Origin of the sequence: Streptomyces sp. CA-135486 (assembly GCF_050936555.1) — a bacterium.
Lineage (GTDB): Bacteria > Actinomycetota > Actinomycetes > Streptomycetales > Streptomycetaceae > Streptomyces.
In genome coordinates this window covers 2,338,016-2,358,976 of record NZ_JBNJMM010000001.1, presented here as the reverse complement: position 1 = coordinate 2,358,976, position 20,961 = coordinate 2,338,016, and the positions used below count along the sequence as shown (strand labels likewise).

Annotated in this window: 22 protein-coding genes; 7 read left to right on the top strand and 15 right to left on the bottom strand. The window is 70.3% G+C overall.

Annotated elements, in window-relative coordinates:
* Positions 1-29 precede the first annotated feature (29 nt).
* The 4 genes from ACQEVG_RS10715 to ACQEVG_RS10700 all read right to left on the bottom strand — a co-directional run bounded on the left by ACQEVG_RS10715 (position 30) and on the right by ACQEVG_RS10700 (position 3,214).
* A complete protein-coding gene (locus tag ACQEVG_RS10715) occupies positions 30-797 on the bottom strand; it encodes a sulfite exporter TauE/SafE family protein (protein WP_432980541.1) in 768 nt (255 codons plus the stop codon).
* A gap of 59 nt (positions 798-856) precedes the next feature.
* Positions 857-1,813 (bottom strand): SPFH domain-containing protein, encoded by a 957-nt coding sequence (locus ACQEVG_RS10710; RefSeq protein WP_432980538.1) that lies wholly within the window; start codon positions 1,811-1,813, stop codon positions 857-859.
* Positions 1,814-1,904: 91 nt separating this feature from the next.
* Positions 1,905-2,333, bottom strand: coding sequence for an NfeD family protein (locus ACQEVG_RS10705; RefSeq protein WP_432980535.1), 429 nt, complete (start codon positions 2,331-2,333; stop codon positions 1,905-1,907).
* A gap of 89 nt (positions 2,334-2,422) precedes the next feature.
* Positions 2,423-3,214, bottom strand: coding sequence for an ABC transporter ATP-binding protein (locus tag ACQEVG_RS10700; RefSeq protein WP_432980532.1), 792 nt, complete (start codon positions 3,212-3,214; stop codon positions 2,423-2,425).
* Positions 3,215-3,348: 134 nt separating this feature from the next.
* Between ACQEVG_RS10700 and ACQEVG_RS10695 the strand changes: the two genes are divergently transcribed.
* Positions 3,349-4,137 carry a hypothetical protein gene (locus ACQEVG_RS10695; RefSeq protein WP_432980529.1) on the top strand — a complete coding sequence of 263 codons (789 nt, stop codon included), beginning with the start codon at positions 3,349-3,351 and terminating at the stop codon, positions 4,135-4,137.
* Positions 4,138-4,261: 124 nt separating this feature from the next.
* Here ACQEVG_RS10695 and ACQEVG_RS10690 read toward each other — a convergent pair whose 3' ends face one another.
* The 3 genes from ACQEVG_RS10690 to ACQEVG_RS10680 all read right to left on the bottom strand — a co-directional run bounded on the left by ACQEVG_RS10690 (position 4,262) and on the right by ACQEVG_RS10680 (position 6,476).
* The gene (locus ACQEVG_RS10690) at positions 4,262-4,510 is read right to left on the bottom strand and encodes a chaplin family protein (RefSeq protein WP_404726196.1); all 249 of its coding nucleotides are present in this window, start codon (positions 4,508-4,510) and stop codon (positions 4,262-4,264) included.
* Between the two features lie 171 nt (positions 4,511-4,681).
* Positions 4,682-5,314: a response regulator gene (locus ACQEVG_RS10685; RefSeq protein ID WP_432985228.1), complete on the bottom strand. Its 633-nt coding sequence runs from the start codon at positions 5,312-5,314 to the stop codon at positions 4,682-4,684.
* 7 nt (positions 5,315-5,321) lie between these two features.
* Positions 5,322-6,476, bottom strand: coding sequence for a GAF domain-containing sensor histidine kinase (locus ACQEVG_RS10680; protein ID WP_432980525.1), 1,155 nt, complete (start codon positions 6,474-6,476; stop codon positions 5,322-5,324).
* A 173-nt stretch (positions 6,477-6,649) separates the two neighbouring features.
* Between ACQEVG_RS10680 and ACQEVG_RS10675 the strand changes: the two genes are divergently transcribed.
* The 3 genes from ACQEVG_RS10675 (at position 6,650) to ACQEVG_RS10665 (ending at position 9,509) form a co-directional block, all read left to right on the top strand.
* Entirely contained in the window at positions 6,650-7,348 is a 699-nt protein-coding gene (locus tag ACQEVG_RS10675) for an SDR family NAD(P)-dependent oxidoreductase (RefSeq protein ID WP_432980522.1), read from the top strand.
* Between the two features lie 11 nt (positions 7,349-7,359).
* Positions 7,360-8,478 (top strand): S-adenosylmethionine:tRNA ribosyltransferase-isomerase, encoded by a 1,119-nt coding sequence (locus tag ACQEVG_RS10670; protein WP_432980519.1) that lies wholly within the window; start codon positions 7,360-7,362, stop codon positions 8,476-8,478.
* Positions 8,479-8,741: 263 nt separating this feature from the next.
* Positions 8,742-9,509, top strand: coding sequence for a transglycosylase SLT domain-containing protein (locus tag ACQEVG_RS10665; RefSeq protein ID WP_432980516.1), 768 nt, complete (start codon positions 8,742-8,744; stop codon positions 9,507-9,509).
* A 123-nt stretch (positions 9,510-9,632) separates the two neighbouring features.
* Here ACQEVG_RS10665 and ACQEVG_RS10660 read toward each other — a convergent pair whose 3' ends face one another.
* Positions 9,633-12,167 (bottom strand): FHA domain-containing protein, encoded by a 2,535-nt coding sequence (locus ACQEVG_RS10660; protein WP_432980513.1) that lies wholly within the window; start codon positions 12,165-12,167, stop codon positions 9,633-9,635.
* 233 nt (positions 12,168-12,400) lie between these two features.
* Between ACQEVG_RS10660 and ACQEVG_RS10655 the strand changes: the two genes are divergently transcribed.
* Positions 12,401-13,963, top strand: coding sequence for a streptophobe family protein (locus tag ACQEVG_RS10655; protein WP_432980510.1), 1,563 nt, complete (start codon positions 12,401-12,403; stop codon positions 13,961-13,963).
* A 240-nt stretch (positions 13,964-14,203) separates the two neighbouring features.
* The gene (gene serB / locus ACQEVG_RS10650; protein ID WP_432980507.1) at positions 14,204-15,421 is read left to right on the top strand and encodes a phosphoserine phosphatase SerB; all 1,218 of its coding nucleotides are present in this window, start codon (positions 14,204-14,206) and stop codon (positions 15,419-15,421) included.
* Positions 15,422-15,545: 124 nt separating this feature from the next.
* Here the strand turns inward: serB and ACQEVG_RS10645 are convergent, their stop codons facing one another.
* From ACQEVG_RS10645 to ACQEVG_RS10630, 4 genes are all read right to left on the bottom strand, one after another.
* Positions 15,546-16,097: a SixA phosphatase family protein gene (locus ACQEVG_RS10645; protein WP_432980504.1), complete on the bottom strand. Its 552-nt coding sequence runs from the start codon at positions 16,095-16,097 to the stop codon at positions 15,546-15,548.
* A 73-nt stretch (positions 16,098-16,170) separates the two neighbouring features.
* Positions 16,171-16,377: a hypothetical protein gene (locus ACQEVG_RS10640; protein ID WP_432980501.1), complete on the bottom strand. Its 207-nt coding sequence runs from the start codon at positions 16,375-16,377 to the stop codon at positions 16,171-16,173.
* Positions 16,378-16,542: 165 nt separating this feature from the next.
* A complete protein-coding gene (locus ACQEVG_RS10635; RefSeq protein ID WP_360879573.1) occupies positions 16,543-16,659 on the bottom strand; it encodes an SGM_5486 family transporter-associated protein in 117 nt (38 codons plus the stop codon).
* Between the two features lie 17 nt (positions 16,660-16,676).
* On the bottom strand, positions 16,677-17,945 hold the full coding sequence (locus tag ACQEVG_RS10630) for a CynX/NimT family MFS transporter (RefSeq protein ID WP_432980497.1): 1,269 nt from the start codon (positions 17,943-17,945) through the stop codon (positions 16,677-16,679).
* A 70-nt stretch (positions 17,946-18,015) separates the two neighbouring features.
* On the opposite strand from ACQEVG_RS10630, the gene ACQEVG_RS10625 reads away from it, so the two are divergent.
* Entirely contained in the window at positions 18,016-18,702 is a 687-nt protein-coding gene (locus ACQEVG_RS10625; RefSeq protein ID WP_432980494.1) for a FadR/GntR family transcriptional regulator, read from the top strand.
* Here ACQEVG_RS10625 and ACQEVG_RS10620 read toward each other — a convergent pair.
* The 3 genes from ACQEVG_RS10620 to fabG all read right to left on the bottom strand — a co-directional run bounded on the left by ACQEVG_RS10620 (position 18,665) and on the right by fabG (position 20,782).
* Positions 18,665-19,033 (bottom strand): hypothetical protein, encoded by a 369-nt coding sequence (locus ACQEVG_RS10620; protein ID WP_432980491.1) that lies wholly within the window; start codon positions 19,031-19,033, stop codon positions 18,665-18,667. The two genes, ACQEVG_RS10625 and ACQEVG_RS10620, sit on opposite strands and share 38 nt — an antisense overlap.
* Before the next feature lie 268 nt (positions 19,034-19,301).
* Positions 19,302-20,072 (bottom strand): enoyl-ACP reductase FabI, encoded by a 771-nt coding sequence (gene fabI, locus ACQEVG_RS10615; RefSeq protein ID WP_432980488.1) that lies wholly within the window; start codon positions 20,070-20,072, stop codon positions 19,302-19,304.
* Between the two features lie 5 nt (positions 20,073-20,077).
* Positions 20,078-20,782 carry a 3-oxoacyl-[acyl-carrier-protein] reductase gene (gene fabG / locus ACQEVG_RS10610; RefSeq protein WP_432980485.1) on the bottom strand — a complete coding sequence of 235 codons (705 nt, stop codon included), beginning with the start codon at positions 20,780-20,782 and terminating at the stop codon, positions 20,078-20,080.
* Positions 20,783-20,961: the final 179 nt, after the last annotated feature.

The window sequence follows — 20,961 nt, the reverse complement described above, 5'->3', positions numbered from 1 at the left end:
GCCCCCGCCAGGGGGCGGGCCTTCGTGCGTCAGCGGAGCAGCAGCTGGACGATTGCGACCGTGCCGACCACCACGATCAGCACCCGCAGTGCCGTCGGCGGAAGGCGGCGGCCGATCTTGGCGCCGAGCTGGCCGCCGAGGGCGGAGCCGACCGCGAGCAGCACGACCGCCGTCCATTCGAAGTCCGCGACGAAGAGGAAGAAGGTCGCGGCGATGGTGTTGACGACGGCCGCGAGGACGTTCTTGACGGCGTTGAGGCGCTGCAGGGTGTCGTCCAGCAGCATGCCCATCAGGGAGAGGTAGATGATCCCCTGGGCAGCGGTGAAGTAGCCGCCGTAGACGCTGGCGAGCATCAGTCCGATGAACAGCAGCGGGCCGCCGTCGGGGTGCGTGGGGGTGCCGTCGCGCTCGCGGCGGCGCTGGACGGCCCTGGTGATGCGCGGCTGGAGGATCACCAGGATCAGGGCGAGCGCGACCAGTACTGGCACGATCGTCTCGAAGGCCGTGGAGGGCAGCATCAGCAGCAGTACGGCTCCGCTGATGCCGCCGATCGCGGCGGCGATGCTCAGGCGCAGGACACGGCCGCGCTGGCCGGTGAGTTCGGCGCGGTAGCCGATGGCTCCGCTGATCGAGCCGGGGATCAGGCCGAGTGCGTTGGAGACGGTGGCGGTGACCGGGGGCAGGCCGGTGGCGAGGAGCACCGGGAAGGTGATCAGTGTCCCCGAGCCGACGATGGTGTTGATGGTGCCGGCGCTGATGCCCGCGGCGAAGACGGCGAGCATCTCCCAGATGGTCACGCTGTGCCCCTCGATGATCGGTGCCGGATGCACCGATCATGCCCGAGAGGCCGCCCGGGTCAGTCGATGGGGGGTTGTTCGCGGCGCTCCGCGCCCTTGCCACCACCGGATGTGCCGGAGCCGCCACCGCCCATACCGGCCATCGGGTTGAAGTTGCCCATGGCGCCGGACAGGCCCTTGAGTGCGTCGCCGATCTCGCTGGGCACGATCCAGAGCTTGTTGGCGTCGCCCTCGGCGATCTTCGGGAGCATCTGGAGGTACTGGTAGGCGAGGAGCTTCTGGTCGGCGTCTCCAGCGTGGATGGACTCGAAGACCGTACGGATGGCCTGGGCCTCGCCCTCGGCGCGCAGCGCGGCCGCCTTGGCCTCACCTTCGGCGCGCAGGATCGCGGACTGCTTCTCACCCTCGGCGGTGAGGATCTGGGACTGCCTGATGCCTTCCGCGGTGAGGATCGCGGCGCGCTTGTCACGGTCGGCGCGCATCTGCTTCTCCATCGAGTCCTGGATGGAGGTGGGCGGCTCGATCGCCTTGAGCTCGACGCGGTTGACGCGGATTCCCCACTTGCCGGTGGCCTCGTCGAGGACGCCGCGCAGGGCGGCGTTGATCTCCTCGCGGGAGGTCAGGGTCCGCTCGAGGTCCATGCCACCGATGATGTTGCGCAGGGTGGTGACGGTGAGCTGCTCGATCGCCTGGATGTAGCTGGCGACTTCGTACGTCGCGGCCCGGGCGTCGGTCACCTGGTAGTAGATGACGGTGTCGATGTTGACCACCAGGTTGTCCTGGGTGATCACCGGCTGGGGCGGGAAGGGGACGACCTGTTCACGCAGGTCGATGCGGTTGCGGATCGAGTCGATGAACGGGACGACGATGTTCAGGCCCGCGTTGAGGGTGCGGGTGTAGCGCCCGAAGCGTTCGACGATGGCGGCGCTGGCCTGTGGGATGACCTGGATCGTCTTGATCAGGGCGATGAAGACCAGCACCACCAGAATGATCAGGACGATGATGATCGGTTGCATCGTGTTCCCTGTGCCCTTCGCTGCCGGATGATTCTGATGATCGAGTTTCCCAGAACACGGGCTGGTGTGGGGGGCGTTCGGCTTTGATTCGTCACATGACCACGGCGGTGGCTCCGTCGATCTCCACGACGTCGACCTGCTCCCCGGCCTCGTACGACATGTCCGTGTCGAGTGCCCGCGCGGACCAGATCTCGCCGGCGAGTTTGATGCGGCCGCCGCTGCCGTCGACCCGTTCGAGCACGAGGGCCTGACGGCCCCTGAGCGCGTCGACTCCGCTCGCGAACTGAGGGCTCTGGGAGCGGTGCCGGGTCGCGATGGGCCGTACGACGGCGATGAGCGCGACCGAGACCAGGGCGAAGACGAGCACCTGGGCGACCGTGCCACCACCGAGCGCCGCGACGACGGCCGCGGCCACCGCTCCGGCGGACAGCATTCCGAATTCGGGCATCGCCGTCAGGACGAGCGGAATGCCCAGTCCGACCGCGCCGATCAGCCACCACACCCATGCGTCGATGTCCACGTGGTCATGGTAGGTCCGCCGGTCGCGGTGGGGACAGGGGGCGATGGAGGGGTCCGGATCCGGTCAGCCGGCCGGCGAAGAACTCTCGGTCAGCCGAGCGGGAGTCCCTGTGCGGTCCAGCGCTCGGCATTGCGCTCGACCACGAGCGGGAGGCCGAAGCAGAGCGAGAGGTTACGGGAGGTCAGCTCGGTTTCCATGGGACCCGCGGCCAGCACCTTGCCCTGACGGATCATCAGGACGTGGGTGAAGCCGGGGGCGATCTCCTCGACATGGTGCGTGACCATGATCATGGAGGGGGCGTAGGGGTCGCGGGCGAGCCGGCCGAGGCGGCGGACCAGGTCCTCGCGGCCGCCGAGGTCGAGACCGGCGGCGGGCTCGTCGAGGAGCAGCAGTTCGGGGTCGGTCATCATCGCGCGCGCGATGAGGGTGCGCTTGCGCTCGCCCTCGGAGAGCGTGCCGAACTTGCGGTCCAGGTACTCGGTCATGCCGAGCCGGTCGAGGAAGGCGCGGGCGCGCTCCTCGTCGACGGCGTCGTAGTCCTCGTGCCAGCCGGCGGTCATGCCGTACGCGGCGGTGAGGACCGTCTGGAGCACGGTCTGGCCCTTGGGCAGCTTCTCGGCCATGGCGATGCCGGCCATGCCGATGCGCGGGCGGAGCTCGAAGACGTCCACGGCGCCGAGGCGCTCGCTGAGGATCTTCGCCGTGCCGGTGGTCGGGAAGAGGTAGCTGGACGCGATGTTGAGGAGAGTGGTCTTGCCCGCGCCGTTGGGGCCGAGGATGACCCAGCGCTCACCCTCCTTGACCGACCAGGAGACGTCGTCCACCAGAGCGCGTCCGTCGCGGACCACGGATACGTCCACCAGCTCCAGTACATCGCTCATGAGCGCGTTGTCTCCCCATGCAATCGTCTTGAGGTATTGGGGGCGGTTTATGCACCTGTGGGCACAGCTCCCAGGGAAAACCTACGCCACCGGTCGGTGGCCCAGTCCCCCGGTCCGGTACCTAGGCTGGGTCCATGCTTTGCGAACCACGCTCAGGACGGCTGGCCGCATGGGGAAATGCCCTGTTGGCCGGATTTGTATCGCCGGATGACGCGGCGCTCGCCATTGTCGGCGAGGACGCGGTGCACCGGGTGGAGGGGCTGCCGGGCGAGGCGGGCCCGGTCGGGCTCACGCTGGCGCTGGGGCGACTGCGGACGCTCGGGGTGACCGGGTACCGGGTCGCGCTGCCCGCGCCGGGGCATCCGCTGGGGCTCAGCGGGCCGCCGGAGTTCAACGCGCGGGCGCTCGACGCGGAGGAGGCCGTTGTCGCGACGGGAGCGGCGTACGGGCTTGTGCCGGAGGTGCACGAGGCCGGGCCCGCGGGTGATGTGCATGTGGAAGTCGTCTGGCACTGCCTGCCGGTACGGGGGGCGCCGCCCGCGGACGTGCCGTCGCTCGGGGAGGCGGAACGGGAGCTCGCGGAGGCGCTGCGGGATGCGACGGAGGTGCTGTCGCGCCTGGACGTGGCGGCGTCGGGCCCGGTGGCGGAGGCGGCGATCGACGCGTACCGGGCGCGTGCGGAGCGGGGCTCCGGCGAGACGCTCGCGCCGGGGTATCCGCCGCGCGCGGTACGGGTGTTGGAGCTGGCTCAGCGGATCGGCCTGCTGATCTCGGTGGCGTACGAGAACGGCCACGGCGGGGCGGTGAGCGCGTCGGAGATCGCGGCGCGGGGTGAGGCGCTGCGTCCGGTGGAACGGGTGGCCAGGCGGGCTCAGGTGGCGGCGTACAACGCGTATGTGGAGGAACGGGAGCGGGACCGCTGACGCGGGGCCGGCGGCCGGGGCCGGGGACGCGCCGGGCTCGGGCCCGGGGCCCGGCGGCTGGTCGATCCGAAGGCAACCCCCAGGCTGGGCCTGGGGGTTGGGGTCACACCTCGGTGAGCAGCCGTCAGCCGTTGTAGCCCTCGTTACCGAAGGCCGGGTTGAGCGCGCCGATCACGTTGACGGTGTTGCCGACGACGTTCACCGGGACGTGGACCGGGACCTGTACCAGGTTGCCGGAGACGACGCCCGGGGAGTTCGACGCCGAGCCACCCGCGTACGCACCACCGGTCGTGGCGGACGCGACGCCCGCGCCCGCGGCGACGATGCTGCCGGCGACCATGGTGAGGGCTGCGGCCTTCTTCAGGTTCTTCACTTCTCAAATCCTCCTGGGCTTCGCTGCGGCCGGCCGCCGCAGCACGCCATGGAGAACGCCGCCGAGTCGATCGGGATGCGCCGGACGAGTGACATACACCCGACAGTATGAATCTCGGGTCGGAGTGGAACCGGTCCGTTTGGCCCGTCGCCGGCCCTGGCCGGCCGCGTCCTAGCCGGTCAGACCATGTCGTACGGCCCACAGCGCCGCCTGGGTGCGATCGGCCAGATCCAGCTTCATCAGGATGTTCGAGACGTGCGTCTTGACGGTCTTCTCGGACAGCACGAGCGCCCTGGCGATCTCGCGGTTCGAACGGCCGTCGGCGATCAGCCCGAGCACCTCCCGCTCGCGTTCCGTAAGAGTGCTGCCGCGGCCCGTGCCGCTGCCCGGGTCGTCCTGCGAGAGAAGCGCCCCCGCGACCTCCGGCTGGAGCAGCACATGACCCGCGTGCACGGAGCGGATCGCGCCGGCCAGCGCCTCGGGGTCGACGTCCTTGTAGACGTAACCCGACGCGCCCGCGCGCAGGGCGGGGACCACGGTGCGCTGCTCGGTGAAGCTGGTGACGATCAACACCCTGGCAGGATTGGTCAGTTCGCGGAGCTTGCGGAGCGCCTCGATGCCGTCCATGCCGGGCATCTTGACGTCCATCAGGACGACGTCCGGCTTCAGCTCCTCGGCGCGGGCGACCCCTTCCGACCCGTCCGCCGCCTCGCCGACGACCTCGATGTCGTCCTGGACCTCCAGGAAGGTGCGCAGGCCCCGGCGCACCACCTGATGGTCGTCGACCAGCAGCACGCGGATCATTGCCTTCTCAGCCACCGGGGACCTCCATCTCGATCGTGGTGCCCTTTCCGGGCGCGGACTGCACCGTGAGCTTTCCACCGACGCCGCTCGCCCGGTCGCGCATCGAGACGAGTCCCAGATGGCGGCCGGCCCGGCGGACCGTCCGGGGCTCGAAGCCCCGGCCGTCGTCGGTGACGCTCAGGGCGGCCCCCTGACCGCGGCGGATCAGGACCACGTCGACCTGGTCGGCACCGGAGTGCCGCAACGCATTGTGCAGGGCCTCCTGGGCAACCCGCAGCAGAGCCTCCTCCTGGGCCGCGGGCAGTGCGCGGATGCCGCAGGCGTCGAAGGTGACCCGGGCGGTGTGCGCCCGGTCGAGGACCTGGATGTGCGTACGCAAGGTGTTGACCAGGCCGTCCTCGTCGAGGGCGGCGGGGCGCAACTCCACGACCGCGGCGCGCAGTTCGTCCGCGGCCTCGGCGGCGAGCACCGCGACCTGCTGCAGCTCCCCCTTGGCGCGGTCCGGGTCGCGGTCCACCAGAGCCGCCGCGGCCTGTGCGGTCAGCCGCAGCGAGAAGAGCTTCTGGCTCACCGCGTCGTGCAGCTCATGGGCGAGACGGGAGCGCTCCTCGGCGATGGTGAGCTCCCGGCTGCGCTCATAGAGCCGGGCATTGGTCAGGGCTATCGCCGCGTGCTGGGCGAGGATCGACAGCAGTTCCTCGTCGTCCTGTGTGAAGCCGCAGCCGTCCTTGCCCGAAGAGGTCCTGGGGCAGCGCTTGTTCGCGAGGAAGAGTGCGCCGATCGTCTCCTCGCCGTCCTTGATGGGCAGGCCGAGGAAGTCGGACATGTCGGGGTGGGCGGCCGGCCAGCCCTCGAAGCGAGGGTCCTTGCGGACATCGGCGAGCCGCTCGGTCTTCGCGTCGCGGAGCATCGCCGCGAGGATGCCGTGCTGCCGCGGGAGCGGCCCGATCGCCTTCCACTGCGCGTCGCTGACGCCGTCGACGACGAACTGGGCGAAGCCGCCGTGATCGTCGGGGACGCCCAGCGCCGCGTACTCGGCGTCGAGCAGCTCGCGCGCCGAGGCCACGATCGTCTTCAGCACGTCACGCACCTCGAGATGCCTGCTCATCGCGAGAAGCGCGGTGCTCACCGCCGCGAGGCCGGAGCTGGGTCGATGGCTCATGACCTCACCGTACCGGCGGGTTGTGACAGTCCGTATCGGACCGGGGACGGCAGTCGCTTAGGACTGAGGACGTAGGTCGAAGTGCCTTGGCGGGTGGGGTCCCGCGCACGAGGCGGCGGGTGGGGCCGCGTTCCTAGGTTGGGATCACCGATGCGGACAAGGGGATGGACATCATGGCGGTTGCGGTGATCACAGGGGCTTCGAAGGGGCTGGGGCGCGCTCTGGCGGCGGCCCTCGCCGAGCGGGGCTGGGATCTGGTGCTGGGCGCCAGAACCGCGGACGTACTGGAGAAGAGCGCGCACGACATCGGTGCGCACGGGACGCGGGTGGTGACGGTGGCGGGGGATGTCACCGATGCCCGCCACCGTACGGAGCTGCTGGCGGCGGCCCGCGGGCTCGGCGGGCTCGACCTGCTGGTGAGCAATGCGAGCGCGCTGGGCGCGGAGCCGCTGGTGCGGCTGGACGCGCTGCCGCTTCCGGGGCTGCGGGCGGCGCTGGAGACGAATGTGGTCGCCGCCCTGGGGCTCGTACAGGAGGCGCTGCCGCTGTTGCGGGCCGCGGAGACGGGGACGGTGATCGCGGTCAGTTCGGACGCGGCGGCGGAGGCGTACGAGACCTGGGGAGGCTACGGGGCCTCGAAGGCGGCGCTCGACCACCTCGCGGCCGTCCTCGCGGTGGAGGAGCCGGAGCTGCGGGTGTGGACGGTCGACCCGGGCGACATGCAGACGGATCTGTACACGGCCGCGGTCCCGGACGACGACGATCCGCGCCCTTCGCCGGAATCGGTGGTGCCGGGCTTTCTGCGCCTGCTGGACGAGCGTCCCGTGAGCGGCCGGTACACGGCTCCGGACCTGCTGGAGGCGTCCCGGTGAGAGAGACATCGGTGAGCGATGCATCAGTGTGCGAACCATCAGGAGGAACAGCCGTGCTCGACGCCCTGCGCGTACCTGATGAGCTCTCCGCCCGGGTGCCCGCCGAGATGCGCGGCTCGGGGCGGGACGACGTGCGGCTGATGGTCTCCCGCGGGACCGGCGTCTCGCACCACGCCTTCCGGGACCTTCCCGGGCAGCTGCGGGCCGGCGACATCCTGGTGGTCAACACGTCCGCCACGCTGGCCGCCGCCGTGAACGGGCGGGTGGGCGGCGAGGCCGTCGTCGTGCACTTCTCCACGCGCGGCGACGACGGGCGATGGGCGGTGGAGCTGCGCCGCCCGGACGGCTCGGGCAGCACCCTGCCGCGCCCCGGCGGCCCCGCGGGAGCCGTCGTACGCATACCCGGGGGCGAGCGGCTCGTACTGGAGGAGCCGATCGCCCCCGGTGCGCAACGGCTGTGGTGGGCGTCGGTGTCCCTGGACGTGCCGACGCTGCTGGGGCGGTACGGCCGTCCGATCCGGTACGGATACACGGTGCGGGACCAGCCGCTGTCCGCGTACCAGACGGTCTTCGCGCTTCCCTGCCCCGACGGCTCGGGATCCGCGGAGATGCCGAGTGCCGCGCGGCCCTTCACGACGGGGCTGGTTGCGGAGCTGGTGAGCCGCGGGGTGCAGTTCGCGCCGCTCACTCTGCACACGGGGGTGGCGTCGGCGGAGGCGCACGAGCCGCCGTACCCCGAGCGCTTCGAGGTGCCCGCCTCGACGGCATGGCTGGTGAATGCGGCGCGGGCGGGGGGCGGCAGGATCATCGCGGTGGGCACGACTGCCGTGCGCGCCCTGGAGTCGGCGGCAGGCGACGACGGTGTGGTGCGCGCGGCCTCGGGCTGGACGGATCTGGTCGTCACGCCGGCGCGCGGGGTACGCGCCGTGGACGGCCTGCTGACCGGACTGCACGAGCCGGAGGCCTCACATCTGCTGATGCTGGAGGCGATTGCCGGGCGGGAGGCGCTGGGCCGCGCGTATGAGGAGGCTCTGGGCCATCTCTACCTCTGGCACGAGTTCGGCGACGTCCACCTCGTTCTTCCGGATGAGAGCCCTCACTCTTTGCATTGCTGGCGCAACGGATCGTGAAACCGTTTCCCGCCCGATGTGAGCCCGCACATAGGACGTACATCACTTACGAACACCTCTAGTGGATACATAAAGGGCGCGTGAGCGGGGACGGGGAGGGTGAAAGGGGGCTATTAGGACACCCTGATCCACTACTGCGGATAGTACGTCACACCTTTGCCAAGGCATTTTGCGGCCGCTAAGAATTGCCGACGTCGCCCGCCGAGGAGCGCAGCGCCGCCCCGGCCTGATGCGACTTCCGCTATTCGAAGAGGTATGTCTGTATGTCCGCGTCCAGCACCCGCCTGACCAAGACCCACAAAGTCTCGATCGCCGGTATCGCCGCCGCCGCGGTCGCAGCACTCACGTTCTCGCTCGTCCCCGACAACGCCTCCGCCGAGGCCGAGGGCCTCGTCGCGAAGTCGGCTTCCGTGAAGACGCTGTCCGCCGAGGAGCGCGCGGCACTGGCGAAGGCCCACGCCCTGACCACGGCTCACGCCAAGGCCGTCGCCCACGCCCAGGCCAACGCTCACACCGTGGCCAAGGCCAACGCCCACCTCAAGGCCAAGGCCCACGCCATAGCCAAGGCCAACGCCAAGGCCCGGGCGCACAACGCGGCCAAGGCCCACGACATCGCCCAGGCCAACAAGAAGGCCGCTGCCAAGGCCGCCGCGAAGAAGCGCGCCAAGGCACTGGCCGCCAGCCGTGCCGCCGCCCGCAAGCCGATCTACGCGAACAACCTCGACGGCTGGATCCGCGAGGCGCTCGACATCATGAAGAAGCACAACATCCCGGGCACCTACGACGGTCTGCACCGCAACATCATTCGTGAGTCCGCCGGTAACCCGAACGCCATCAACGGCTGGGACATCAACGCGATCAACGGCACCCCGTCGATCGGCCTGCTGCAGGTCATCAAGCCGACGTTCGACGCCTACCACGTCCCGGGTACGGCCAACAGCCAGTACGACCCGGTCGCCAACATCGTCGCCGCGGCCAACTACGCCGCCGACAGGTACGGCTCGATCGACAACGTCAACAGCGCCTACTGAGCAGTCGGACGTCTCACGCCTGACACGTGACGTCTGACACGGAAGGGCGGCACCCCGTGCGGGGTGCCGCCCTTCGGCGCGTTGCGAATCGTGCGGGTGATGCCCGTGTGATGCCTGTCGTGCTTACTTGCGCATGACCTCGGGCTCGTGGCGGCGCAGCAGCCGCGCGACCACGACACCGCAGATGACGCCGATCACCAGCAGGATGGTGATGTTCATGCCCCACTGGCCCGCCGAGTGCTCCCACAGGGGGTCCAGGTCGGTGGGCTTGTTCGGGTCCCACGGCGGCATCAGGTGCGACAGGTCGAGCGTCGCGCCCGCACCGGCGATGGCCCAGCGGGACGGCATCAGCCAGGCGAACTGCTCCAGGCCGGGCGATCCGTAGACCTGGAAGAGGATGCCGGTGAAGACGACCTGGACGATGGCGAACATGACCAGCAGCGGCATGGTCTTCTCTGCGGTCTTCACCAGCGAGGAGATGACCAGGCCGAACATCATCGAGGTAAAGCCCAGCGCGATGACGACGAGGCAGATCTCGACGGCCGGCGGCATGATCAGGCCCTCTGCGGGCAGCTCGCGGGTGGCGAAGCCGATGCCGCAGATGATGACGCCCTGGATGGCCGTGATCACGCCGAGGACGATCACCTTGGACATCAGATACGCCGAGCGGGCCAGGCCGGTGGCCCGTTCCCGTTCGTAGATGACCCGTTCCTTGATCAGTTCTCGTACGGAGTTGGCCGCGCCCGAGAAGCACATGCCGACCGCGAGGATCAGCATGATCGTGCCCGCGTCGCCGTTGAACTTGCTCGGCGGCGTGGGCGGCGCGAGGCCGAACTTCGCCGGGATGACCACGCTGACCAGGCCGAGGACCGCGGGCAGGATGACCATCAGCCCCATGAAGCCCTTGTCGGACGCGATGACCGAGGAGTAGCGGCGGATCAGCGTCCACAGCTGCGAGCCCCAGCTCTGCGGCTTCGGCGGGCGCATCTGCTGCGGCGACGGCATGTTCACCGACTGCGCGGCGACGGCGTCGATGTCCGCCGCGTACATCTGGTAGTGCTGCGAACCGCGCCAGCGGCCCGCCCAGTCGTAGTCGCGGTAGTTCTCGAACGCCGAGAAGACATCGGCCCAGGTGCTGTAGCCGAAGAAGTTGAGCGCCTCCTCCGGCGGGCCGAAGTAGGCCACCGAGCCGCCGGGGGCCATCACGAGGAGCTTGTCGCAGAGCGCCAGCTCGGCGACGGAGTGGGTGACCACCAGGACCGTGCGGCCGTCGTCGGCGAGGCCGCGCAGCAGCTGCATGACGTCGCGGTCCATGCCGGGGTCGAGGCCCGAGGTGGGCTCGTCCAGGAATATCAGCGACGGTTTGGTCAGCAGCTCCAGGGCGACGGAGACGCGCTTGCGCTGGCCGCCGGAGAGCGAGGTGACCTTCTTCTCCTTGTGGATGTCGAGCTTGAGCTCGCGCAGCACCTCGTCGATACGGGCCTCGCGCTCGGCCTCGGCGGTGTCGCCGGGGAAGCGGAGCTTGGCCGCGTACTTGAGCGCCTTACGGACCGTGAGCTCCTTGTGCAGGATGTCGTCCTGCGGAACCAGCCCGATGCGCTGGCGCAGCTCGGCGAACTGCTTGTAGAGGCTGCGGTTGTCGTAGAGGACGTCACCCTGGTTGGCGGGCCGGTAGCCGGTGAGCGCCTTGAGCAGGGTGGACTTGCCGGAGCCCGAGGGGCCGATGACGCCGATCAGCGACTTCTCCGGTACGCCGAAGGAGACGTCCCGCAGGATCTGCTTGCCGCCGTCGACCGTGACCGTGAGGTGGCGGGCGGAGAAGGAGACCTCGCCGGTGTCGACGAACTCCTCGAGCCGGTCGCCGACAAGGCGGAAGGTCGAGTGGCCGACGCCGACGATGTCGTTGGGGCCGATGAGTACGGTGCCGGACTTGGCGATCGGCTGACCGTTGACGTAGGTGCCGTTGTGGGATCCGAGATCGCGGATCTGGAAGCGGCCGTCGGGGGTCGCGGTGAACTCGGCGTGCAGACGCGAGACTTGGAGGTCGGAGACGACCAGTTCGTTCTCGAGCGCACGGCCGATGCGCATCACGCGGCCGAGGTCCAGCTGGTGGAAGGTGGTCGGGCTGCGGTCCCCGTACACCGGCGGGGCCCCCGCGACACCGCCCGCGCCGCCCGGTCCCTGCTGGTGCGGGACCTGTGCCTGCGGCTGCTGCGGCCAGGCCTGCTGCGGCTGCTGGGCCTGGGGCTGCTGCCAACCCTGCTGCGGCTGCTGCGCCGGAGCCTGGGCCTGCTGATTGACCGCCTGCTGCTGGGGCACGGCGCCCTGGGCGCTGTACGCACCGGCGCCTGCCGCGGCACCGGAGAGATTCAGCCGGGGGCCGTCGGTGGCATTGCCGAGGTGCACGGCGGAGCCGGGGCCGATCTCCATCTGGTGGATCCGCTGGCCCTGCACATAGGTGCCGTTGGTGCTGCCGTGGTCCTCGATCACCCAACTGCGGCCGCCCCAGCTGATGCTGGCGTGCCGCCACGAGACCCTGGCGTCGTCGATCACCAGGTCGCCCTGCGGATCACGTCCGAGGGTGTATGACCTGGACGGATCGAGGGTCCAGGTCCTTCCGTTCAATTCCAGTACGAGTTCCGGCACTCCATGCCCCACTAGTTGTCCCCCGAGTTTCCCCCGTCGCAGGGAGTCTAGGGATGGCGAACATCGTGAGGAACTATTTCAGGCCCGGTCGCGTATCCGAAAGTCGGGCCATGTGAAGAGGGCGGCCGGGATGACCGTTGACGGAGGAGAAACACACCCGGAGAGTGGTAAGCGCCCATGAGTGCGTACGGATCATGCGCGAGTGGGGGTAACTGGGTCAAATCCAGCAGGGATCGGGGGGTCCGATGGATGCGAGCAGCAGCACCGACAAGGTGCCCTGGGGCGACGTGGTGCTGGCGTCGGTCGCCGCGGTGAGCTGGGCGCTGGTCGGGATGGCGGGCGCGGCGGCGCTCGGACTGCATCTGCTGGGCGCGGATTCGGCGGCTGCGCTCGGGCCGATGACCGCGGCGGCGGTGGTGCTCGCGGTGGGCGGATCGGTCACTCCGACAGGTGATGTGTCCGCGTTCGGGCTGGAAGGTGCGCAGGCGCGGACGGCCGTCGACATCACGCCACTTGGGGTGGGGCTGGTCGGGGCGCTGCTTCTTGCGTACTTCTTTCTACGTTCGCTGCGGCGCGCGGAGCCCTATGTCTCGGGGAGTGAACTCGCCGCGCGGGCGGGCGGGGTGGTGGTTCTGTTCGTCGCGACGGTCGGCGGGTTGGCGTGGGCAGGTCACGACGTGATCACGATCGACGGAGCGAAGCTCGGTCTTGGCGATCTGCCGGGCGGGGGCGGGAGCGGCATCGAGGTGCCGGGGCTCGGTGACATCGGAGGGCTGCTGCCGGACCGGCTCGGGGATCTGGTGGACGCGAAGGCGAAGGTCGGGTTCAGCGTGAACACCGCGGATTCGCTGGCGGCTGCGCTGTTCTGGGTGGTCGGGGTGCTGGTGATCTCACTGCTCGCCTCGCGGCGTACGCCCCTGCCGCGCGGCGCGGTGTCGGCGGCGCTGAAGCGGAATGTACGGCCGGCGGCGTCCGCGGTCGTGGCGATGCTGCTGGTCGCGGTGCTCGCGGGGTATGCGGCGGCGGGGTATGCGGCGGCGGGCGACGACAGCCCGAAGCGCATTGCGGGCGCGGCACTGCTCGGCGCTCCCAACGGGGTGTGGCTCGGGGTCCCCCTCGGTCTCTTCGTGCCGTGGGACGGCCGGGCGAAGGGTGAGCTGGCGAAGGTGCTGCCGGATCCGCTCGACGAGTTGTTCCGGGTCTCGGCCGACGAGCCGGCGACGGTGGACAGGCTGGCGGAACTGGACGGGCGGGTGTGGCTGCTGGCGGTCGCGGCGGCGGTGCTGATGCTGTACACGGGCGTGCTCACGGCCGCACGCACGCCCCGGAGCGGGCTGCGGGCGCCGGCTTTCGCGGGGCGGTGCGCGGTGCGACTGGCGGTGGTGACGGCGTTGGCGCTGCCGCTGCTGGTGTGGCTGACGGATGTCTCGGCGTCCGCGTCGCTGTCGGTGCTGGGCTTCAACGCGTTCGGCGCGGGGATCGAGCTGCACGGGTCGCTGGGGGCGGCGCTGCTGCTGGGGGCGGTGTGGGGGGCGGGTGCGGGTGCTGTGGGGGCGCTGCTGGTGTACGCGACGCGGGGTGAGCCGGCACCGGTCGCTGCGGCTGGGGCGGAGCTGCCGGGCCCCTACCGTCCGGCGCCGCCGTACCGCCCGTCGAACGATGCGACGAACCCGTATCTGCGGCTCCCCCCTGAGATCCACGGCGCCCCGACGATGGCGAGCCCGCTGGCTCCGCCCCCTCCCCCGCCTCCGCCCGCGGACCCGGGGGAGGGTCCACCGCCGCCGGGCAGGCCGCCAAGGGGCGGCTGAGGGGGTGCGCAGCCGGGGGCCGGGCCGGGGATTTTCCCCCACACCGCCCCCGCGCCCGGGCAAACCTCGGGCCCTCCCCCACCCGCGCCACGAAGCGGACGCACCCCCCGGCCGTGGGCGCCAGCCCCCAAGGCGCCCCCCAGGGGTCCGGGGCACAGCCCCATTTTCGGGAAGGGGCGGTGTCCGGCAGGCGGGACAGGACGTCTCCCCCGCCGCGCCGCCAGATACGGTGGAAGCACCATGAGCGCTTCGCAGACCTCCGACGTACGCACCCTTCTCGTCAAGATCTTCGGGAAGGACCGTCCCGGGATCACCGCCGGGCTCTTCGACACCCTCGCCGCCTACTCCGTCGATGTCGTCGACATCGAGCAGGTCGTCACCCGGGGCCGCATCGTCCTGTGCGCCCTCGTCACCGCCCCCACCGTCGGTGAGGCCACCGAAGGGGACCTCCGCGCCACCGTGCACAGCTGGGCGGAGTCCATGAAGCTGCAGGCCGAGATCATCTCGGGCACCGGCGACAACCGCCCCCGCGGCAGCGGACGTTCGCACGTCACCGTCCTCGGGCACCCGCTGACCGCCGAGTCGACCGCCGCCATAGCGGCCAGGATCACCGCGACCGGCGGCAACATCGACCGGATCTTCCGGCTCGCCAAGTACCCGGTCACGGCCGTCGAATTCGCGGTGTCCGGTACCGAGACGGAGGCCCTGCGCACCGTCCTTGCGACCGAGGCCGCCGGGATCGGTGTCGACATCGCGGTCGTGTCGGCCGGGCTGCACCGCCGGGCCCAGCGTCTGATCGTCATGGATGTGGACTCGACCCTCATCCAGGACGAGGTCATCGAGCTGTTCGCCGCCCACGCGGGCTGCGAGGACAAGGTCGCCGAGGTCACCGCCGCCGCAATGCGCGGGGAGCTCGACTTCGAGCAGTCACTGCACGCCCGCGTCGCGCTGCTCAAGGGGCTCGACGCCTCGGTCGTCGACAAGGTGCGCGCCGAGGTCCGGCTGACTCCCGGCGCCCGCACCCTGATCCGTACCCTCAAGCGCCTCGGCTTCCAAGTCGGTGTCGTCTCCGGCGGGTTCACCCAGGTCACCGATGACCTCAAGGAACGCCTCGGTCTCGACTTCGCCTCGGCGAACACGCTGGAGATAGTGGACGGAAAGCTCACCGGCCGCGTCACCGGCGAGATCGTGGACCGCGCGGGCAAGGCCCGCCTGCTGCGCCGGTTCGCCGCCGAGGCAGGTGTACCGCTGGCCCAGACCGTCGCGATCGGCGACGGTGCGAATGACCTGGACATGCTCAATGCGGCCGGCCTCGGCGTCGCCTTCAACGCCAAGCCGGTCGTGCGCCGCGCCGCCCACACCGCGGTCAACGTGCCGTTCCTGGACACCGTCCTCTACCTGATGGGCATCACCCGCGAAGAGGTCGAGGCCGCGGACGGCGAGGGCGAAGAGCACTGACCGGACACCGCTGACCCGACGCAGCACAAGGCCCCGGCGCGCAGACTTCGCGCCGGGGCCCGTTCTTTGGCCGGCGTCCGGGGGTTGCCCCCGGGAAGGACACGGCACGTATCGGACAAGGGTGTTACGCGTGCGGCGCCCAGTACTCGAGCAGCGTGCCCACCCCGTGCTCGACGGACTTCCAGGAGCCGGCGAAGCCGACGACCGCGAACGCCGCGGCCGGGAAGCCGCTCTGGGTCATCCGCGCCAGCGTGTCGCCCTCGGCCTTGCCGGAAAGCGCGTCCGCGAGCGCGTGCACCCCGGGGTTGTGGCCGATCACCAGCAGATCGTTCACCTCGTCCGGGGTCTCGTTGAGCAGCGCGATCAGCTCGCCGAGGGAGGCTTCGTACAGCCGCTCCTCGTACACCGTCTTGGGGCGGTGCGGCAGCTCGTGCACTGCCAGCTTCCACGTCTCGCGCGTTCTGCTCGCGGTCGAGCACAGAGCCAGGTCGAAGGCGATACCGGAATCGGCCAGCCTGCGGCCGGCCACCGAGGCGTCCATGCGACCGCGCTCGGCGAGCGGGCGGTCATGGTCGGACACCTGCGGCCAGTCGGCCTTCGCATGCCGGAGGAGCACAATCCTGCGGGATTCAGGGGATCCGGGGGCAGTCCCCGCGGAAGACACGGCGTCGCTCATGCACCCCAGCTTCGCATGAAATGCGCCAGCGGGCGCGGGGTGTTGACGGGCTCCCTCATGACGGGTGAATCACTCACCGGGACAGGGTCTGCTGGATACGCTCCAGGATCTGCCCGACCGTGGGCTCCCCGCCCGCGGCCTGCGCCTGGGCGGGGTCCGCGATCAGCAGGAGCAGCACGACGAAGGCGAGCATGGGCAGTGCCACGGCCCACCACGGCAGCCGGATGTCGACGCTGCCACCGGCCTTGCCGGTGGACGGGGTGTGCGTGTGGGCCGACATGGCCGCCTCCGGGGCTCCGTAGGTCTGCGGTTCAGTGCTTCAAACCTACGGATCATGGGCAGCCGGGCCCATCCGGTGACCCACCCACTTCACCCTGAGCCTGACCCCCTAGGGGATGGTGGTGCCAGCACCACCATGAGGGCCGCGGAGTGCCGAACGCCCGCGTCAGGGCGAGGCGATGGACGCGATGATCGCGATCACGACCGTGACGGCGATCATGGCTCCGAAGACGTAGAGGAGCTTCTTCTGGCCATTCTGGGGGTTCGGGTCGAGCACAGGCATGCGGTCAGTCTCGCACCTCAGCATTCGTCCTCGATCGTACGGTCCCGTCCGGCCAGCACTCCGACCGCGATCTGCGGCACGATCAGCCCCGCCATCAGCGCGATCGGCAGCTCCCAGCCGCCGCTGTGCTGGTAGAGCACGCCCACCAGCAGCGGTCCCGGGATGGAGATCAGATAGCCGATGGACTGTGCGAAGGCCGACAGGCGCACGACTCCGGCCCCGGTCCCCGACCGCATGCCGATCATGGTGAGGGCGAGCGGGAAGGCGCAGTTGGAGATGCCCAGCAGCAGCGCCCACGCCCAGGCTCCGGCGGCCGGTGCGAAGAACAGGCCCGTGTAGCCGGTCAGTCCGCACAGGCCGAGGGCGACAACGAGCGGGCCCTGGGTCTTCATCCGGGTGGCCAGCCGCGGGATGACGAAGGCGAGTGGCACGCCCATCACCATGGTCACGGCGAGCAGCACCCCGGCCGTGCCCGCCGAGACGCCCGCGTCACGGAAGATCTGCGGCATCCAGCCCATGGTGATGTACGCGCCGGTGGCCTGGAGGCCGAAGAAGCAGGCGAGCGCCCATGCGGTGCGGCTGCGGGTGACCCGGGGCGCGGGCCTCTGCTCGGAGCCGGGCCGTGCGGCGCTCCGCGCATCCGCGCCGCGGCCACCGGCCAGGCCGATCCAGGGCAGTACGGCGAGGACGGCGAGGACCGCCCAGATCCCGAGGCCGACCCGCCAACTACCGCCCAGCGCCTCGGTCATGGGCACGGTCGCGGCCGCGGCGACGGAGGTGCCGAGTGCCAGCGCCATCGAGTAGAGACCCGTCATGGAGCCGACGCGATCGGGAAAGTACCGCTTGACGATCACCGGCATCAGGACGTTGCTGACGGCGATGCCCATGAGCGCGAGCGCGCTGGCGGCGAGAAAGCCCGCCGTGCCGCCCGCGAAGGGGCGCGTCAGCAGGCCGGTCGCGATGGCGGCCATGCCCGCGCAGACGACGGCGCCGGGGCCGAAGCGGCGGGCCAGCCGCGGCGCGGCGATTCCGAAGATCGCGAAGCAGAGCGGCGGCACCGAAGTGAGAACGCCGGCCACGCTGCCGCTCATGTGCAGTCCGACCCGGGCCTCTTGGAGGAGTGCGCCGAGGCTGGTGATCGCGGGACGGAGATTGACTGCCGCGAGGACGATGCCGACGACGACGAGCCGGATGAGCCAGGGCCGCGGGGCCGGGACATCCACGGCGGTACGGTCCGTTGCGGCGGGGCTCAGGGTGTGCGTCTGGGTCTGGGTCTCGTCGGGCATGAAAGCCATCATAGAATCATGGGATGATTGGTTGTCCAATCCTCCACGAGTCTTGTACGCAAGGAGCACGATGTCGCTGACCTCCCCCCGGCGTTCGGGGCTCACCGACCAGGTGATCGCGCAGCTGCGGAACCAGATCACCTCGGGCGAGTGGCCGGTCGGTTCCCGCATCCCCACCGAACCGGAGCTGGTCGAGCAGCTGGGCGTGGCCCGTAACACCGTCCGCGAGGCCGTCCGCGCGCTCGCGCACAACGGGCTGCTGGACATCCGGCAGGGCTCGGGGACGTACGTCGTGGCCACGAGTGAACTGGCGGGCGTGATGCACCGCCGCTTCGCCGAAGCCAGCCCCCGGCACATCGCCGAAGTGCGCTCGACCCTTGAGTCCTCGGCCGCCCGGCTGGCCGCGGAGCGGCGTACGGACAAGGACCTGGGGCAGCTGGAGACGCTGCTCGCCCGGCGCGACGAGGCGTGGCAGGCGGGCGACGCGGAGCAGTTCGTCGCCGCGGACTCGACCTTCCATCTGGCCGTCGTGGCGGCCTCCCACAACGAGGTGCTCATCGAGCTCTACGCCGACCTGGGCGATCTGCTGCGGGACTGGCTGCGCGACGACGTGGGCCACGAGCTGGGCCCGGAGAACGCCATGGACCACGCGCGGATGGTCGCGGCGATCCGGGCGGGCGACGGCGAGGCCGCGGCCGCGGAGGCGGCGAGCTATCCGTTCATGTGCCTGCGGCATCCCGCTGCGGCTGGTGGCTGATCCAGACCGAGCTGATCTCCTTCCAGCAGCGGTCGGTGAGCTCGGCGTACCCGGCGGGGGCGATGTCGACGGGCGCGCTGTCCACATCGATGTCCCACCAGCGGCCGCACTCGATGTGCAGCTGGACGCGGTCGGTGGCCGGGTAGGGGTTGTGACAGTAGGCGGTGGCCCGGGAGCCGTCGATGACCGTACGGCAGTCCGCCTCGAAGGCCTGGGCCTTGGGCTCGGGCTTCGGCTTGTCGCGGTGCTGCTGGGAGGCGGCGAGCGGCGCCGTCCACAGCGTGACGGTCACCGCGGCAAGTACGGAGGCATAACGCCAGGTCGGACGCACAAGCGGGACCTCCTCGGCCGTACTGCGGCCGGGTGGGCCGCGGCTGCACCACAAGGGGGATTGCCTCTCCAGCGTCGCCGCCCGCGCGCCGCGGCGCGCGCTTTGGCGGCCGAACGGGCGACGCCCCGCTCCCCGCGCGCTGCGGGGGAACGGGGCGTCGTTGACGTACGCCGCCTCGGGCCTTGGACACCGTCGCGCCGCCGGACCCGGGTCCGGTGCGGCCGCGTCACGGTGCCGACGCCGACGGCGTCCTACGCACCCGTCAGTCCTACGCACCCATCATGTGTACGCCGCCGTCGACGTGGACGATCTCGCCCGTGGTCCGCGGGAAGAAGTCCGAGAGCAGACCCACGACACCGCGGCCGGCCGGCTCCGGGTCGGCCAGGTCCCAGCCGATCGGGGCCCGGTGGTTCCAGACGTCCGCGAGCTCCTCGAAGCCCGGGATGGACTTCGCGGCCATCGACTTGATCGGGCCGGCCGAAATCAGGTTGCAGCGGACGTTCTTGGGACCCAGGTCGCGGGCCAGGTAACGGTTGGTGGACTCGAGCGCCGCCTTGGCCACGCCCATCCAGTCGTACTTCGGCCACGCGATCGTCGCGTCGAAGGTGAGGCCGACGACCGAGCCGCCCCGCTCCATCAGCGGTAGGCAGGCCATGGTCAGCGACTTGTAGGAGTACGCGGAGACCTGCACCGCGGTCGACACGTCCTCCCAGCCCGCCTCCAGGAAGTTGAAGGCGCCCTGCGGGCCGAAGGCGATCGAGTGCACGATGCCGTCGAGGCCCGAGTCGTCGCTGGAGTGCTCGCGGATCTTGCCCGCGAGGGAGTCCAGGTGCTCCTGGTTGGTGACATCGAGCTCGATGACCGGGACGGGCTTGGGCAGCCGCTTGGCGATGCGCTCGACGAGGGTGAGCCGGCCGAAGCCGGTGAGGATGACCTCCGCGCCCTCCTCCTGCGCCACCTTGGCCGCGTGGAAGGCGATGGACCCCTCAGTGAGGACGCCCGTGACGAGAATGCGCTTGCCGGCGAGGATTCCACTCATGGTGATCAGTGACCCATGCCCAATCCGCCGTCAACGGGAATGACGGCTCCAGTGATGTACGAGGCGTCGTCGGAGGCGAGGAAGCGCACCGTGGCGGCGATCTCCTCCGGGTGCGCATAGCGGCCGAGCGGCACCTGCGAGACGATGCCCGCGCGCTGCTCGTCCGTGAGCGCCTGAGTCATGTCGGTGTCGACAAAGCCGGGTGCGACGACGTTGAACGTGATGTTCCGCGAGCCCAGTTCACGGGCGAGGGAGCGGGCGAAGCCCACGAGACCTGCCTTGGAGGCGGCGTAGTTGGCCTGCCCTGCCGAGCCGAGCAGCCCGACCACCGAGGAGATCAGCACGACACGGCCCTTCTTGGCGCGCAGCATGCCGCGGTTGGCGCGCTTGACGACCCGGAAGGTGCCGGTGAGGTTGGTGTCGATGACGGAGACGAAGTCCTCCTCGGACATCCGCATCAGCAGCTGGTCCTTGGTGACACCGGCGTTGGCCACCAGCACCTCCACCGGACCGTGCCTCTCCTCGATCTCCTTGTAGGCCTGCTCCACCTGCTCGGCGTCGGTGATGTCGCACTTGACGGCCAGGAAGCCGGCCGGCGGCTCGCCGGAGCGGTACGTGATCGCGACCTTGTCGCCGGCATCGGCGAACGCGCGGGCGATGGCGAGGCCGATGCCCCGGTTTCCTCCGGTGACGAGAACCGAGCGGCTCAACGGATCACCCTTTCGATAGCGGTCTGATACCTCGGAAACCTATCGGTCCTGTCCCTCCTGCGGAGAATCGGGCCCTGACAGCGCCTTCATCCAGTCACTGTCGGGTCCCTACAGAATGGCGCTGGGCAACCACCCCTCCGGCGCGACATGATCGGGGCGACCCGTCTCGACGACAGGAG